This window comes from Microbacterium sp. NPDC055903 (genome assembly GCF_053615555.1).
The window spans coordinates 1-14,471 of record NZ_JBSHCA010000001.1 but is presented as its reverse complement, the minus strand read 5'-3'; the positions used below and the strand labels follow the sequence as shown (position 1 = coordinate 14,471).

Genomic DNA, 14,471 nt, shown 5'->3' with positions numbered 1-14,471 from the left:
CCTGCACCTCGTGCGGTCCTCGAGCGCCGGTGTCGCCGCCCCGGCTCCGTACCAATCCGCACCGGGGTCCCTGAGTTCGTCGGGGGGCCTGACCGTTAAGGTGGAATCATGACGTATACCGTCGCCGTCTCCGGCGCATCCGGTTACGCGGGCGGCGAGATCCTGCGCCTGCTCGCCGGCCATCCAGACATCGAGATCCGCACCGTCACCGCGCACTCCAACGCGGGACAGCCGCTCGTGCAGCATCAGCCGCACCTCCGCTCGCTTGCCCACCTCGAGCTGCAGGAGACGACTCCTGAGATCCTCTCCGGGCACGACATCGTCTTCCTCGCCCTTCCGCACGGGCAGTCCGGGCAGTACACCGACGCGCTCGGCGACGTTCCGCTCGTGATCGACGCCGGCGCCGACCACCGCCTGACGTCGCAGGATGCGTGGGACGCCTTCTACGGCGGCGCATTCCACGAGCCGTGGGCCTACGGCGTGCCGGAGCTCGTCACCGGTGGGCACAAGCAAAGGGATGAGCTGCGCGGCGCTCGCCGCATCGCGGCGCCCGGGTGCAACGCCTCCACGGTGAGCCTCAGTCTCGCCCCCGGTGTCGCGGCCGGCGTGATCGACCCGGGAGACATCGTGAGCGTGCTCGCGGTCGGCCCGTCCGGGGCGGGCAAGAGCCTCAAGACGAACCTGCTCGCCAGCGAGATCCTCGGCACGTCTAACCCCTATGCCGTCGGCGGCACGCACCGCCACATCCCCGAGATCCAGCAGGCGCTCCGCGGGGCCGGTGCGAGGGACCCGCGGATCTCCTTCACCCCGGTGATCGTCCCGATGTCGCGCGGCATCCTCGCCACCTCCACTGCTCCGATCGCCGACGGCGTCTCGGATGCCGCGATCCGCGACGCGTGGGAGAGCGCATATGCGGACGAGACCTTCGTGCAGCTGCTGCCCGCGGGGCAGTTCCCCCGTACGGCGGACGTCCTCGGAGCGAACACCGCCCTGATGGGCCTGGCGATCGACCGCGCGGCGAACCGCGTGACGGTCGTCGCCGCCGTCGACAACCTCGTCAAGGGCACCGCAGGCGCTGCCATCCAATCCATGAACATCGCGCTCGGCCTGCCAGAGGCACGCGCCCTCACCGTGAACGGAGTCGCCCCGTGAGCGTCACCGCCCCCGCAGGATTCGAAGCGGCCGGAGTCGCCGCCGGCCTGAAGTCCACCGGCAAGCCCGATGTCGCCGTGGTCGTGAACCGCGGGCCCCGCAAGGTCGGGGCCGCCGTGTTCACGAGCAACCGGGCGAAGGCCAACCCCATCATCTGGTCGCAGCAGGTGATCGCGGACCGCACCGTCGAGGCTGTCGTGCTCAACTCCGGCGGCGCGAACTGCTTCACCGGCAGCTTCGGCTTCCAGACGACGCACCAGACGGCTGAGCGGGCCGCCGAGCTGCTGGGCGTGAGCGCGGGGGACGTGCTCGTGTGCTCGACAGGTCTCATCGGCACGGGCGACGAGGTCTTCAGGGAGAAGGTCCTCGCCGGCACAGGGCAGGCCATCGCCCAGCTCTCGACCGACGGCGGCGAGAGCGCAGCCCATGCCATCATGACCACGGACACGGTCGCCAAGACCGCCGTCGTCTCGCAGGACGGCTGGACGATCGGCGGCATGGCGAAGGGGGCGGGGATGCTCGCCCCAGGGCTCGCCACCATGCTCGTCGTGCTCACGACGGATGCCGATCTGGAGGCGATCGAGGCCGATGCGCTGCTGCGCCAGGCGACCGGTCAGACCTTCGACCGGCTCGACTCCGACGGCTGCATGTCGACCAACGACCAGGTGACCCTCCTCGCCAACGGGGCGAGCGGTGTGCGCCCCGACCTCGACGCGTTCGGCGCTGCGCTGCGCGAGCTCTGCCAGACGCTGGCCGTGAAGCTCCAGGGCGACGCGGAGGGCGCAAGCCACGACATCACCATCCGTGTGACGAACGCGGCCACCGAGCAGGAGGCGGTCGAGGTGGGGCGTTCTGTCGCACGCAACAACCTCTTCAAGGCGGCGATCTTCGGCAACGACCCGAACTGGGGCAGGGTCCTCGCCGCGATCGGCACGACGTCCGCCCAGTTCGACCCGTACGACGTCGACGTGTGGATGAACGGCGTCCGCGTGTGCACCGCCGGCGGCCCTGATCGCCCGCGCGAGGAGGTCGACCTGACCCCGAGGGCGACGGACCTGCTCATCGACCTCCGGGTCGGCGAGGCCGAGGCGACCGTCCTGACCAACGACCTCACGCACGATTACGTGCACGAGAACAGCGCCTACGCCTCATGACCGACATCCAGGACACCACGCCAGATGTCGCGGCCGTCAAGGCCGAGACCCTCATCGAGTCGCTGCCGTGGCTGAAGAAGTTCCGCGACCAGATCGTGGTCGTCAAGTACGGCGGCAACGCGATGGTCTCCGATGAGCTCCAGGACGCCTTCGCACAGGACATCGCCTACCTCCGCTACGTCGGTGTTCAGCCCGTGGTCGTGCACGGCGGCGGGCCGCAGATCTCGAACATGCTCGACAGGCTCGAGATCCCCAGCGAGTTCAAGGGCGGCTACCGCGTCACCAACACCGAGGCGATCAGTGTCGTCCGGATGGTGCTCACCGGTCAAGTGAACCCGCAGCTCGTGGGCAAGATCAACTCGCACGGCCCGATCGCGACCGGACTGAGCGGGGAGGACGCCGGTCTGTTCGGCGGACGTCGCCGCGGTGTCGTCATCGACGGTGAAGAGGTCGATCTCGGCCGGGTCGGGGACGTCGTCAAGGTGGATCCGACGCCCGTGCTCGACCATCTGGCCGCCGGCCGCGTGCCGGTCGTCTCGTCCATCGCGCCGGACCTCGATCATCCAGGGCAGTCGCTGAACGTGAACGCGGATGCCGCCGCAGCCGCGCTGGCCGTGGCGCTCGGTGCCCGAAAGCTCGTCATCCTCACCGATGTCGCAGGGCTCTACGCGGACTGGCCGAACCGCGACTCGCTCGTCTCCCACCTCACCTCGGGAGACCTCGTCGAGATGCTCCCGTCGCTGGAATCGGGAATGATCCCGAAGATGCGCGCCTGCCTCGACGCCGTCGAGAACGGTGTGGACGCCGCCGCCATCATCGACGGACGGGTGCCGCATTCTGTGCTCGTCGAACTGTTCACCAGTAAGGGAATCGGAACCGAAGTGGTCCGGGGAGAAGGGACGAAGCAATGACCGTCTGGCAGGAGGACGCCGCCAGGGATCTGGTGCTGAACGCAGGACCGAGACTGGCCCTGCTGACGCGCGGTCAGGGTTCGCACCTGTGGGACGGAGACGGCAAGCGCTATCTCGACTTCCTCGCGGGCATCGCCGTCACTTCTCTGGGACATGCGCATCCGGTCTTCGTCGAGGCCGTCGCCGCTCAGGCGGCGACCCTCGCGCATGTGTCGAACTACTTCGCCACACCTCCCCAGCTCGAGCTCGCCGCACGACTGAAGCGCCTCGCCGGCGCCGGCATCGACGGCCGGGTGTACTTCTCGAATTCCGGTGCCGAGGCGAACGAGGCGGCGTTCAAGCTCGCCCGCCTGCACGGCGGTGCGGAGCGGCCGAGGATCATCGCGCTGGAGAACGGCTTCCACGGACGCACGATGGGGTCTTTGGCGCTGACCGCCAAAGAGAGCATGCGTGCCCCCTTCGAGCCGATGCCGTCCGGTGTCGAGCACATCCCTGCGACGATCGAGGCGCTCGAGGCGGCGATCGACGACCGCGTCGCCGCCGTGATCGTCGAGCCGATCCAGGGCGAGGCGGGTGTCGTGGAACTGCCGGAGGGATACCTCAGCGCGGCCAGGGCGCTCACGCTGAAGCATGGCGCGCTGCTCATCGTCGACGAGATCCAGACGGGAGCCGGTCGCACCGGCGCCTGGTTCGGCTACAGCCACGAGGGCATCACGCCTGACGCGATCACGCTCGCCAAGGGCATCGGCGGCGGGTTCCCGATCGGCGCCCTGGTGACCTTCGGGGCGGCCAGCTCGCTCTTCACCCCCGGTTCGCACGGCTCCACCTTCGGCGGCAACCCGCTCGGCACCGCCGTCGCCAACGCCGTGCTCGGCGAGATCGAACGGGCCGGTCTCGTGCAGAACGCCGCAGAGCGGGGTGCGCAGCTGCGTACCGTCATCGACGGCATCGCCTCGCCGCTGGTCACCGAGGTCCGAGGCAAGGGCCTGCTCATCGGCGTCGGCCTGGCCGAGCCCGTCGCCGGCGCCGTTGTCGCCGCCGCGCAGGAGCGCGGTCTCATCGTGAACGCGGCGAGCCAGGACACGATCCGCATCGCCCCCGCCCTCACCATCGGCGACGCCGAGATCGAGGAGTTCCAGACCCTGTTCGCCGATGCGCTCGCCGACGTGCGGGCGACGCTTCCGGCATCCGACACCGAAGAGGTATCCGCATGACCCGTCATCTGCTGCGCGACGACGACCTGAGCCCCGCCGAGCAGGCCGAGATCCTGGATCTCGCTGTCGAGTTGAAGAAGGACCGCTGGGCCGACAAGTCCCTGGCCGGCCCGAAGACCGTGGCGGTGATCTTCGACAAGTCCTCCACGCGCACGAGGGTCTCCTTCGCCGTGGGCATCGCGGATCTGGGCGGCTCCCCGCTCATCATCACGACCGCGAGCAGCCAGCTCGGCGGCAAGGAGACGCCGAGCGACACGGCGAGAGTGCTCGAGCGCCAGGTCGCGGCGATCGTGTGGCGCACCTATGCGCAGTCGGGGCTCGAGGAGATGGCCGCCGGCACTCGGGTGCCGGTCGTGAACGCCCTCTCGGACGACTTCCACCCGTGCCAGCTGCTCGCCGACCTGCTCACGATCCGTGAGCACAAGGGGGAGCTCAAGGGGCTGACCCTGACGTTCTTCGGCGACGGGCAGAGCAACATGGCGCACTCCTATGCGCTCGCCGGGGTCACGGCGGGGATGCATGTGCGCATCGCCTCCCCGGCCGACTACTCGCCCCGTGCAGACGTCGTGGAGGCAGCTGATCGCCGCGCCGCCGAGACGGGCGGATCGATCACGCTGTTCACCGACCCCGCGGAGGCGGCAGCCGGCGCGGATGTCGTCGTCACCGACACCTGGGTGTCGATGGGCAAGGAGGAGGAGAAGCTCGCGCGCATCCGCGACCTCGGCGGCTACAAGGTCACCGCCGAGACGATGAGCATCGCCGATCCGGACGCCATCTTCATCCACTGCCTGCCCGCCGACCGCGGGTACGAGGTGGACTCCGAGGTCATCGACGGGGCGCAGAGCGTCGTGTGGGATGAGGCCGAGAACCGTCTGCACGCGCAGAAGGCGCTCCTGGTCTGGCTGCTGCGTCAGGGCTGATCGACCGATGCGCCGTGCCGGTGAGCCCCGGACCCACAGGAGCCGCCGATGAGCGCTGCAGGGCCCGCGCAGGGAGCTCATCGGCGCAGCGGCCGTCTCGCTGCGCACTGGCGCCGGCTGAACGGGGCAGGGCGGATCCCCGGGATCGATCTCGCGCGGGGGCTGGCCGTGATCGGCATGCTCGCCGCGCACCTGCTCGAGACCGAGGAGCAGTGGCTCTGGGCAGATCCGTCCACATGGTCGTCGATCGTGAACGGGCGCTCCTCGATCCTCTTCGCCGTCCTCGCCGGCGTCTCGATCGGGCTGGTCACCGGCGCGGCTTCGCCGCTGCCTCGTGAGTGGATGATGATCGCCCGTGGCCGGATCGCGGTCCGCGCCGGCCTGCTGTGGGTGCTTGGCATCCTTCTCGTGCTGACCGGGGTGCCGGTCTATGTCATCCTCCCGGCGTACGGCATCCTGTTCCTCCTGTCCGTGCCCTTCACGGGCAGGGGTGCGCGCTTTCTGCTCCTGACCGCGGGGGGCGCGGGGATCGTCATGGCGCTCCTGCAGCCGCTCATCGAGGAGCTGCCCCTCTGGTACGGCCCCGGCGCGGGCCTGGCGGAGGACCTGCTGGGCTGGGCTTATCCCTTCACGGTCTGGATCGCCTACGTCCTCGCAGGCATGGGGCTGGCGCGTGCGGATCTCACGCGATCTGTGACGCAGCTGCGGATGCTCGTCATCGGGGCGGGGCTCGCCGTGGTGGGCTACGGGCTGTCGGAGGTGCCGGTGTCCTCCGACTCGCTCTATCTCCAGACCGTCTGGCAGGCCGTGCCGCATTCGCAGGGTCTGCTCGAGGTCTTCGGTTCCGGGGGATTCGCGGTTGCAGTCATCGGAGCCTGCCTGCTCGTCTGCCGGCTGGATGCCGTGCGTCTGATCACCCTGCCGATGCGCGCGACGGGAGCGATGCCGCTGACGGCGTACACCGCGCAGATCCTCGTCTGGGCGCTCGTGGCGCTGGAGGTGCTCGGCACGACCTCCGATCTCGGCGCATTCCGGGCGCTGGACCCGTTCTGGCCGGTGATGCTCGGCGTCGTCGCCGGTTGCACGCTGTGGGCGCTGCTCATCGGACGTGGTCCGCTCGAGGAGGTCGTCGACAGGATCGTGAGACTCGCGGTGCCCGGCGATCTCAGCGGCGGGCGACTCCCGCGCGCCGAAGCGCCCTGGCGATGACCAGGCCGAGCGTGGTCGCGATGAAGATCGTCCCCACGAGCAGGCCGATGGCCAGCAGCCGGATCGCCGGGGGGAAGACCTCGGCATCGAGGATGAACCACCAGTACGCGGCGTAGCCCGCGCTGAGGACTCCTGCGGCGACGAAAGCCATCGTCGTTCCCCAGCGACGCCAGAGCGTCACGGCGTAGGGGAGCTCCTGCAGGACCGCGACGAAGATGAACAGGGACAGCGGCCCGAAGCCTCCGGTGAACGGCAGCGCGACGAGCCCGGCGATCACACCGGTGATCAGTGCGCTTCCGCCGCGGGGGACGAGAGCCTGGGCGATCGCACCCGCGAGGACGTAGGGGACGACCGCGATCCCGTAGAAAGGAGGGGCCGCGACCCAGAGCACCTGAGCGAGCCATGCTGTCGGGATCACGACGAGGCCGATCGCGACGCCGATGGCGGCGAGGGTCAGCAGGGTGCGGGTCGCGAGACGGGGCGGGGCCGGGGTGCGTGTCACCGGATCATCCTAGGGCGGAGCGCGGGTGCGGGGATCGCTAGGCTGGAGGGATGAGCGAGGCGAAGAACGACGGGACGAACGAAGGCGCACTCTGGGGCGCCCGATTCGCGAGCGGACCCTCGCCGGAGCTGGCCGAGTTGAGCCGTTCCACGCACTTCGACTGGATTCTCGCGCCCTACGACATCGCCGGCTCGCACGCGCACGCGACGGCGCTCGAGGCGGCGGGATATCTCGAGCCCGACGAGGCCAGGCGGATGCATGAGGGTCTGGACGCCGTGGCGCGCAAGGTCGCAGCCGGCACGATCGTGGCGCTGCCGACGGATGAGGACGTGCACGGTGCGCTGGAGCAGGCGCTGATCGCGGAGCTCGGCGCAGAGCTCGGAGGGCGCCTGCGCGCCGGCCGCAGCCGCAACGACCAGATCGCCACGCTCGTGCGGATGTATCTCATCGACCATGCGAAGGTCATCGCCCGCGATCTGCTGCGCGTCATCGACGCGCTGGTCGCACAGGCCGAAGCGCACCCCGACGCGATCCTTCCCGGTCGTACGCATCTGCAGCATGCGCAACCCGTGCTGCTCGCGCACCACCTGCAGGCCCATGCCTGGCCGCTCGTGCGGGAGCTCGAGCGTCTCGTCGACTGGCGCCGCAGGGCGGGCACCTCTCCGTACGGCGGGGGAGCGCTCGCCGGATCCACGTTGGGGCTCGACCCTGCGCTCGTCGCCGCGGAGCTCGGACTGGATCGCCCGGCGGAGAACTCGCTGGATGGCACATCGGCTCGCGACGTCGTCGCGGAGTTCGCGTTCATCGCTGCGATGACCGGTGTCGACCTCTCTCGTCTGAGCGAGGAGATCATCCTCTGGAACACGCGCGAGTTCGGCTTCGTGACCTTGCACGACAGCTACTCGACGGGGTCGAGCATCATGCCGCAGAAGAAGAACCCGGACATCGCCGAGCTCACGCGGGGCAAGTCGGGTCGCCTGATCGGCAACCTCTCGGGTCTCCTGGCCACGCTCAAGGGCCTCCCGCTCGCCTACAACCGCGACCTCCAGGAGGACAAGGAGCCGGTCTTCGACTCCGTGCAGACGCTCGAGGTCGTCCTGCCCGCGTTCGCGGGGATGATCGCCACGCTGCGCTTCGACACCGAGCGCATGGCGCAGCTCGCACCGCAGGGGTTCTCGCTCGCGACCGATGTCGCAGAGTGGCTCGTCAAGCGCCGGGTGCCGTTCCGCGATGCGCACGAGATCTCGGGAGCGCTCGTGCGCGCCTGCGAGGAACAGGGGATCGGCCTCGAGGACGCCTCGGACGAGCTGCTGGCATCGGTCTCGCCGCACCTGGTTCCCGAGGTGCGCGAGGTGCTCTCGATCGAGGGCTCCGTCGCGTCGCGCACGGGCGCCGGCGGTACCGCGGGTGTGCGGGTCGCTGAGCAGCGGGCCGAGCTCGTCGCCCGCGCTCAGAGCGCTGCCCACGCACTCGGCCTCTGAGCGGGCACGGCCTCCGGAGTCAGTGCAGGGCGTCGTCCGCGGGCGTGCGGGCCCATCGCGTGAATCGCACCACGAGACCCTGACGAGTCGGCGCCGCGAGGAACGGGCCCGCTGCCGCATCCGCGGAGCCGTCGAAGGGCGCCACTCTGACCAGACGCCAGCCCTCGTCTGCCGCTCTGGCCCGGATGATGAGCGCGTCGTCCCATCGGCTGACGCGGACGGTGATCTCCGCCTCTGCCCAGTCGTCGACGAAGCCGACGGACCAGTCGGAGCCACCTGCGGTCACGACGGCCCCGAGGCCGAGATGTCCGTCGGCGTACTCCACCCCGGCTTTGACCCAGTGCTCGTCGTCGGCCTTGACGAACAATCCCGCCTGGTCGAACTGGCCGTCCCAGGAAGCGGTGAAGGAAACCTCCATCGCCTCGCCCACGGCCAGCGGGGTCAGCAGGGCGTGCTCGCTGTCGTGCACGAATCCGTATGCGGTGCGTCGCCACGCATCGCTGCCCTCGAGTGCGGTCGCTTCCAGATGTCCCGCTTCGGAGACCTGTCCCGGGGCGTGCGTCCATTCTCCGGATGCCCAAGGAATAACCTTTTCAGTCATTTTCCTCATCCATAACTAAAACGCTCATATTTATCCATTAGAAGTGATACGGTTATCTCATGGTGATCGCCGTGATCGCCGACATCGTCGGCTCCCGCAAGCTCGAGGATCGAGCATCCGCTCAGCGGATGCTCGACGAGACCATCGCGCGCGTCGAGGCAGATCTGCCCCTCGCCGCGCAGCCGCTGTCGCCCACAGTAGGCGACGAGCAGCAAGGGGTCTATGCGCGACTCGAAGACGCCATGACCTCCGTGCTCCTGCTCCAGCTCGCTCTGCCAGACGGGCTCTCGTTCCGATTCGGGGTCGGCATCGGGAGCATCAGGGCGATCGAATCCGTGCACCGCGGTCTCTCCGACGGGCCGGGTTGGTACGCCGCCCGTGATGCGATCGAGTTCGTCCATGCGCGGGAACAGCGCGCCGCACCGCGGAGTCGGAGCTGGATTGTCGGTGCCGCGGGGCAGGATGAGGTCATGCCGGAAACGATCGCCGCCTCCAACGCCTATCTGCTCGTGCGCGACGAGCTCGTCGGCGCGATGAGCGCGCGCGGGCGTCGTCTCGTGTACGGTCGGGCGATCGGAGCGTCGCAGGCCGAGCTCGCCGAGCAGGAGGGCATCTCGCAGCCGGCCGTGTCGAAGGCGCTGCGCAGTGCGGGAGCGGCGGCGCTCATCGACGGCCTCGCGCCGCTGAGGGAAGGACGCGCATGATCCTCGCCGGGTTCCTCCTCCTCGCCGTCGGCGCGGTCGATCTCGTGCGGCAGTTCGTGCCGCGGCGCTGGATCGGCTACCTCGTCGCGCTCATCGTCCTGATGGTCCTGGGCAGCGTCTCGGACGCGCTCGTCCCGATGCTGCTCGCGATCGTCCTCGGCGCGGCGTGGATCCGTGTCATGCCGAGAGAACGCGACTCCAGGTGGGGATTCTGGCCGGCGGTCGCGCTGGCACTCATCGCGGCCGTCTCCGTCGCGACCATGGGGGAGCGTGCGGATGCAGGCCTCATCGGTCTCGCCTGGCAGCTGACCTCGCCCTTCGGCCCGATCTCCTTCGATCTGGCTGTGCTTGTCATCGGTGTCGTCGCGTTCCTCCTCGAGTCCGCCAACCTGGTCGTGCGCGCCGCTCTCTCCGGAGAGCACACCTGGCGACCCGACGACGCCGGCATCGCGGCCGCCGAGCCGGTGGAGAAGGACAGCGGGGACGGTGCGACGACCGCATCCTATACCATCTCTGCTCCCGTGCGGGGCGGATTCAAAGGCGGACGACTGATCGGTCCGCTCGAACGGGTGATCGTCTTCATGCTCACTCTCACGGCGGCCTATCCGGTGCTCGCCGCGATGCTCGCCGCGAAGGGGATCGTCCGCTTCCCGGAGATATCCAAGGACGGCGAGACAGGGGCGCGCGCGGAGTACTTCCTCGTCGGCAGCCTCGTGAGCTGGGTCATCGCGCTGGGATCCGCGTTCCTCGTGTGGTGGGGTGTGCACTCCTGAGGCAGGATGCCGGCTCTGCGCTGATAGCCTGGAACGCGTGTCTGAAACCGCTCTGACGACCGCGCCGGTGGCGATCGACCCCACGTTCGAGAACGTGTGGGACGAGCTCGTGTGGCGTGGCCTCGTCCACGTGTCCACCGACCAGGAGGCGCTGCGCGCCCTTCTCGCCGGGGACCCGATCACGTACTACTGCGGATTCGATCCCACCGCTCCGAGCCTTCACCTCGGAAACCTGGTCCAGCTGCTGACGCTGCGCCGCATCCAGCTCGCAGGACACAAGCCCCTCGGCCTCGTCGGCGGCTCCACCGGTCTTATCGGCGATCCGCGTCCGACCGCGGAGCGCACGCTGAACACTCGCGAGACCGTCGAGGAGTGGGTCGGTCGCCTTCGCGCACAGGTGGAGCGCTACCTCAGCTTCGATGGCGACAACGCCGCCCGCATCGTCAACAACCTCGACTGGACCGCGCCGATGTCGGCGATCGACTTCCTGCGCGAGATCGGCAAGCACTACCGCGTCGGCACGATGCTCAAGAAGGACGCCGTGGCCGCGCGCCTGAACTCCGACGAGGGCATCAGCTACACCGAGTTCAGCTACCAGATCCTCCAGGGCATGGACTTCTTGGAGCTCTACCGTCAATACGGCTGCGTGCTGCAGACCGGCGGCTCGGATCAGTGGGGCAATCTCACCAGCGGCACCGACCTCATCCGACGCGCCGAGGGCGTGTCGGCCCACGCCATCGGCACCCCGCTCATCACGAACAGCGACGGCACGAAGTTCGGCAAGAGCGAGGGCAACGCCATCTGGCTCGACGCCGAGATGTGCAGCCCGTACCGGATGTACCAGTTCTGGCTGTCGACGGCCGATGCCGACGTGATCGAGCGCCTCAAGGTCTTCACCTTCCTCACCAGGGTGGAGATCGAGGAGTACGAAGAGCTGGTCGAGACCGAACCGTTCCGCCGCGCGGCGCAGAAGCGTCTGGCGCTCGAGGTCGTCGCCACCGTGCACGGCGTCGAGGCCACGGCCGCCGTGATCGCAGCGTCCGAGGCGCTGTTCGGACAGGGCGATCTGACCTCGCTCGATGCGGCGACGCTTCGCTCTGCGCTCGGAGAGCTTCCGCACGCGACTGTCGCGGCAGGGTCCCCGGTGATGGACGCGCTCGTCGCGACCGGGCTGGTGTCGAGCCTGTCCGAGGCCCGCCGCGCGATCGCGCAGGGCGGTGTCTCGCTCGATGGCGTACGTGTGGAGGACGAGGGCGCTGTCGTCGAAGGCGGCCTTCCCGGCGGGGTGTCTGTGCTGCGGCGCGGCAAGAAGACTCTCGCCGGTCTCTTCATCGGCTGAGTCGTGCCGTTCACGCCGAGCCATGCGGTCGTCGCGCTCCCGTTCGTGCGCACACCCCTGGTGCCTGCCGCGATCGCGATCGGTGCGATGACGCCCGATCTTCCGCTCTTCGTGCGGGGGATCGGGCTCGGCTACGGCTTCACGCACGAGTTCAGCAATGTGGTGTGGACGGCGGCGGTCGGGTTCGTGCTGTTCCTGCTCTGGCGGGTGCTCCTGCGTCCCGCAGCCATCGAGCTGTCTCCGCAATGGCTGGCCAGGAGGATCCCGGGGGACTGGCGACAGCGTCCGGTCGACGCTCTCCGTCACGCATGCGGGATCGAGCAGCGCCGCGGGTACCCCGTTCTGCTGGCTCTGTCACTCGTCCTCGGCGTGCTCTCGCACATCGTCTGGGATCTCTTCACCCATGAGGGGCGGTGGGGGAGCGACGTGCTCCCCGTGCTCGAGGAGCAGTGGGGCCCGTTGCAGGGCTTCAAGTGGCTTCAGCACGGCTCGAGTGCGCTCGGTCTTATGGTGATCGCGATCTGGGCGGCGACCTGGCTGGCGCGCCGGAGGCCCGTGGCCGTCGTGGAACGTGATCTTCCCGGTTGGCTCCGTGTCTCGTGGTGGATCTCCCTGCCGGTGATCCTCGTCGTCGCGTGGGTGCTCGGCGCGATCGCCTTCGGTCCGTTCACGGATTCGTTCACTGTTCAGCACCTGGCATATCGGGTCCTCCCGCCCGCCTGCGCGGTGTGGGGTGCGCTGACGGTCGTCCTGTGCATCCTGGTCGGCATACGGCGGCGCTGAACATCCGGCCCGATCACCATTCGGGGGTGTCGCGGCCCCAGCTGCGGGGTGCGGCGAACTCGAATCCCGGGACCGCGGATCGGGCTGTGGTCACGCAGCGGCCGTCCACACAGAACTCCTGGGTGTGGTCCGATGCGACGATGGGCTGTTCCTCCCCGCCACCCTCATGACGGGGCATGCCCAGCAGTTCGGCCGCGACTCTCCGCAGAGAGGCGCGGACGAGGCGCGTCCCTCCATCGCGCCGCTGCGCATTCAGCGCCGTGATGACGCCGGCGGCGAGTCGGTAACCGGCGGAGTGGTCGAGTGCCTGAGCGGGCAGGGCTCCCGGGCGCGTCCCATCACTGGACTCGATCATCGCGATCCCTGACTCCGCCTGCACCAGGCTGTCGAAGCCGCCGCGATCGGGGTGCCCCGTTCCCCATGCGCTGAGCTGTGCGATGACGATGCCGGGATGCCGCAGAGCGATCGCCTCGGGGGAGAGTCCGTGGCGTGCGAGGGCGGCGGGGCGGTAGCCGAGCACGATGACATCGGCTCCCGCGAGCAGATCGGCGAAAGCCGCGGAGTCGGCGTCGAGCAGGGCGCTGCGTTTGCCGTGACCGGTGTCCATGTGCTGCCACTCGTGCTCGGGGAGCGAGGGGGGATCGATGCGGAGCACGTCCGCACCGAGCAGAGCGAGCGTGCGCGTGCAGACGGGACCGGCGATCACCCTCGTCAGGTCGAGGACGCGGATGCCCGCCAGCGGTGCTGCTTCCTCGAGGGCGGGCCGTGGCACCGCGCTCCCGAGGAAGCAGCTCTCGACCAGCGGAGTCCGCCTCAGACGAGCATCGAGGAGGGGATCCTCTCGGCGCACCTCGACGGCGAGGCCTCCGGAACGGGCGATGACCTCGATGGCGTGTGCGCTGGTCATCGAGAGGAGCACGTGGGCGATGGCGTCGGCCTCGCCCTCCCCTCGGACGGAGAGCGCGGCACGCAGGGCTGCCGCGTGGTGCGGGTAGTTGGCGTGCGTGCGCACCCACCCGTCCGCGGTGCGCCAGAATCCGGAGAGAGCGCTCCACACCTGCGGTGGTTCGTCGTCGAGGAGCAGCAGACGGTCGCTCCGGTAGGCCGCCGCGATCCGCGCGTGATCCAGGGCCGCGATGTCCGCGCGTGAATCGCCGATCGCCGCGCAGACGGCGGCGACACTGTCCCATGCGAGAGCTGCGACCGAGAGGCGTGAGGCGAGGTACGGCATATCGCGATCGTAGGGTGCACCCTACGACCACCCCACGCGACGTGGCGGGCGACACGCCCGGGATGCGGCGCTGATTTGCCGGGATGCCCGGATCCTGCGTAAGTTATTACCTGTTCGCCCCACAGGGTTGAGCGAGACCAGAAGGTCAGCTCCCCTCAAGCGGCGGACCACCTCCCAGAACAGTACGAACACTCCGGTGCGAGTCTGTCGCGGGAAGCCTTGCGGTCCACAGATCGCGATCCGAGTTCGCTCGGAACGCCGATTTGACAAACGGAAGCCGTGAGGTAAGATTGAGAAGTTGCCCTTCGGGCCTGGTCGTGAGGCTGGGTTGGGGGAGCATCCGATCCTTGAGAACTCAACAGCGTGCACTTGTCAAATGCCAAATAACCTCGACTCCACTTCGGTGGGGTGAGATTCCTTTGGATCAATTTATATGGATGTCAGTTTGATATTCATTCTTTTGGTCAGTTTCAAACTCGCTGCATGGCCGTTTTCCC

14 protein-coding genes are annotated in these 14,471 nt (G+C 68.9%); 11 read left to right on the top strand and 3 right to left on the bottom strand.

What is annotated here, in order from left to right; all coding sequences use genetic code 11:
* The first annotated feature begins 108 nt into the window (after nucleotides 1–108).
* The 6 genes from argC to ACWGJP_RS00045 are packed head-to-tail and all read left to right on the top strand — an operon-like array spanning nucleotide 109 to nucleotide 6,560.
* Nucleotides 109–1,152 (top strand): N-acetyl-gamma-glutamyl-phosphate reductase, encoded by a 1,044-nt coding sequence (gene argC / locus ACWGJP_RS00070; protein WP_452327705.1) that lies wholly within the window; start codon nucleotides 109–111, stop codon nucleotides 1,150–1,152.
* Complete coding sequence (gene argJ, locus ACWGJP_RS00065) at nucleotides 1,149–2,306, top strand: bifunctional glutamate N-acetyltransferase/amino-acid acetyltransferase ArgJ (protein WP_452327704.1); 1,158 nt, start codon at nucleotides 1,149–1,151, stop codon at nucleotides 2,304–2,306. The genes argC and argJ overlap by 4 nt, the downstream gene beginning before the upstream one ends.
* Nucleotides 2,303–3,217 carry an acetylglutamate kinase gene (gene argB / locus ACWGJP_RS00060; RefSeq protein ID WP_452327703.1) on the top strand — a complete coding sequence of 305 codons (915 nt, stop codon included), beginning with the start codon at nucleotides 2,303–2,305 and terminating at the stop codon, nucleotides 3,215–3,217. The genes argJ and argB overlap by 4 nt, the downstream gene beginning before the upstream one ends.
* Nucleotides 3,214–4,431, top strand: a complete 1,218-nt coding sequence (locus tag ACWGJP_RS00055; protein WP_452327702.1) for an acetylornithine transaminase — start codon at nucleotides 3,214–3,216, stop codon at nucleotides 4,429–4,431. Before argB ends, ACWGJP_RS00055 begins: the two co-directional genes overlap by 4 nt.
* The gene (gene argF, locus ACWGJP_RS00050; RefSeq protein WP_452327701.1) at nucleotides 4,428–5,351 is read left to right on the top strand and encodes an ornithine carbamoyltransferase; all 924 of its coding nucleotides are present in this window, start codon (nucleotides 4,428–4,430) and stop codon (nucleotides 5,349–5,351) included. Before ACWGJP_RS00055 ends, argF begins: the two co-directional genes overlap by 4 nt.
* Nucleotides 5,352–5,399: 48 nt before the next feature.
* Nucleotides 5,400–6,560, top strand: a complete 1,161-nt coding sequence (locus tag ACWGJP_RS00045; RefSeq protein WP_452327700.1) for a heparan-alpha-glucosaminide N-acetyltransferase domain-containing protein — start codon at nucleotides 5,400–5,402, stop codon at nucleotides 6,558–6,560.
* On the opposite strand, the gene ACWGJP_RS00040 is transcribed toward ACWGJP_RS00045, so the two are convergent.
* On the bottom strand, nucleotides 6,517–7,062 hold the full coding sequence (locus tag ACWGJP_RS00040) for an ECF transporter S component (RefSeq protein WP_452327699.1): 546 nt from the start codon (nucleotides 7,060–7,062) through the stop codon (nucleotides 6,517–6,519). The two genes, ACWGJP_RS00045 and ACWGJP_RS00040, sit on opposite strands and share 44 nt — an antisense overlap.
* A 50-nt stretch (nucleotides 7,063–7,112) precedes the next feature.
* On the opposite strand from ACWGJP_RS00040, the gene argH reads away from it, so the two are divergent.
* A complete protein-coding gene (gene argH / locus ACWGJP_RS00035) occupies nucleotides 7,113–8,543 on the top strand; it encodes an argininosuccinate lyase (protein ID WP_452327698.1) in 1,431 nt (476 codons plus the stop codon).
* Between the two features lie 19 nt (nucleotides 8,544–8,562).
* Here the strand turns inward: argH and ACWGJP_RS00030 are convergent, their stop codons facing one another.
* Nucleotides 8,563–9,144, bottom strand: coding sequence for a DUF1349 domain-containing protein (locus ACWGJP_RS00030; RefSeq protein ID WP_452327697.1), 582 nt, complete (start codon nucleotides 9,142–9,144; stop codon nucleotides 8,563–8,565).
* A gap of 59 nt (nucleotides 9,145–9,203) precedes the next feature.
* On the opposite strand from ACWGJP_RS00030, the gene ACWGJP_RS00025 reads away from it, so the two are divergent.
* The 4 genes from ACWGJP_RS00025 to ACWGJP_RS00010 are packed head-to-tail and all read left to right on the top strand — an operon-like array spanning nucleotide 9,204 to nucleotide 12,743.
* Entirely contained in the window at nucleotides 9,204–9,848 is a 645-nt protein-coding gene (locus ACWGJP_RS00025) for a SatD family protein (RefSeq protein WP_452327696.1), read from the top strand.
* Nucleotides 9,845–10,621 (top strand): hypothetical protein, encoded by a 777-nt coding sequence (locus ACWGJP_RS00020; protein WP_452327695.1) that lies wholly within the window; start codon nucleotides 9,845–9,847, stop codon nucleotides 10,619–10,621. The genes ACWGJP_RS00025 and ACWGJP_RS00020 overlap by 4 nt, the downstream gene beginning before the upstream one ends.
* A gap of 37 nt (nucleotides 10,622–10,658) precedes the next feature.
* Nucleotides 10,659–11,960 (top strand): tyrosine--tRNA ligase, encoded by a 1,302-nt coding sequence (gene tyrS, locus ACWGJP_RS00015; protein WP_452327694.1) that lies wholly within the window; start codon nucleotides 10,659–10,661, stop codon nucleotides 11,958–11,960.
* 3 nt (nucleotides 11,961–11,963) lie between these two features.
* On the top strand, nucleotides 11,964–12,743 hold the full coding sequence (locus ACWGJP_RS00010) for a DUF4184 family protein (protein ID WP_452327693.1): 780 nt from the start codon (nucleotides 11,964–11,966) through the stop codon (nucleotides 12,741–12,743).
* 13 nt (nucleotides 12,744–12,756) lie between these two features.
* On the opposite strand, the gene ACWGJP_RS00005 is transcribed toward ACWGJP_RS00010, so the two are convergent.
* Nucleotides 12,757–13,974, bottom strand: coding sequence for a CoA transferase (locus ACWGJP_RS00005; RefSeq protein ID WP_452327692.1), 1,218 nt, complete (start codon nucleotides 13,972–13,974; stop codon nucleotides 12,757–12,759).
* Nucleotides 13,975–14,471 lie beyond the last annotated feature (497 nt).

Coding starts and splice junctions, on each gene's coding strand:
- ACWGJP_RS00030 (WP_452327697.1), bottom strand. CDS start 9,144: ATGACTGAAAAGGTTATTCCTTGGGCATCCGGAGAATGGACGCACGCC.
- ACWGJP_RS00005 (WP_452327692.1), bottom strand. CDS start 13,974: ATGCCGTACCTCGCCTCACGCCTCTCGGTCGCAGCTCTCGCATGGGAC.
- ACWGJP_RS00045 (WP_452327700.1), top strand. CDS start 5,400: ATGAGCGCTGCAGGGCCCGCGCAGGGAGCTCATCGGCGCAGCGGCCGT.
- argF (WP_452327701.1), top strand. CDS start 4,428: ATGACCCGTCATCTGCTGCGCGACGACGACCTGAGCCCCGCCGAGCAG.
- ACWGJP_RS00025 (WP_452327696.1), top strand. CDS start 9,204: ATGGTGATCGCCGTGATCGCCGACATCGTCGGCTCCCGCAAGCTCGAG.
- ACWGJP_RS00020 (WP_452327695.1), top strand. CDS start 9,845: ATGATCCTCGCCGGGTTCCTCCTCCTCGCCGTCGGCGCGGTCGATCTC.
- ACWGJP_RS00055 (WP_452327702.1), top strand. CDS start 3,214: ATGACCGTCTGGCAGGAGGACGCCGCCAGGGATCTGGTGCTGAACGCA.
- argB (WP_452327703.1), top strand. CDS start 2,303: ATGACCGACATCCAGGACACCACGCCAGATGTCGCGGCCGTCAAGGCC.
- argH (WP_452327698.1), top strand. CDS start 7,113: ATGAGCGAGGCGAAGAACGACGGGACGAACGAAGGCGCACTCTGGGGC.
- argC (WP_452327705.1), top strand. CDS start 109: ATGACGTATACCGTCGCCGTCTCCGGCGCATCCGGTTACGCGGGCGGC.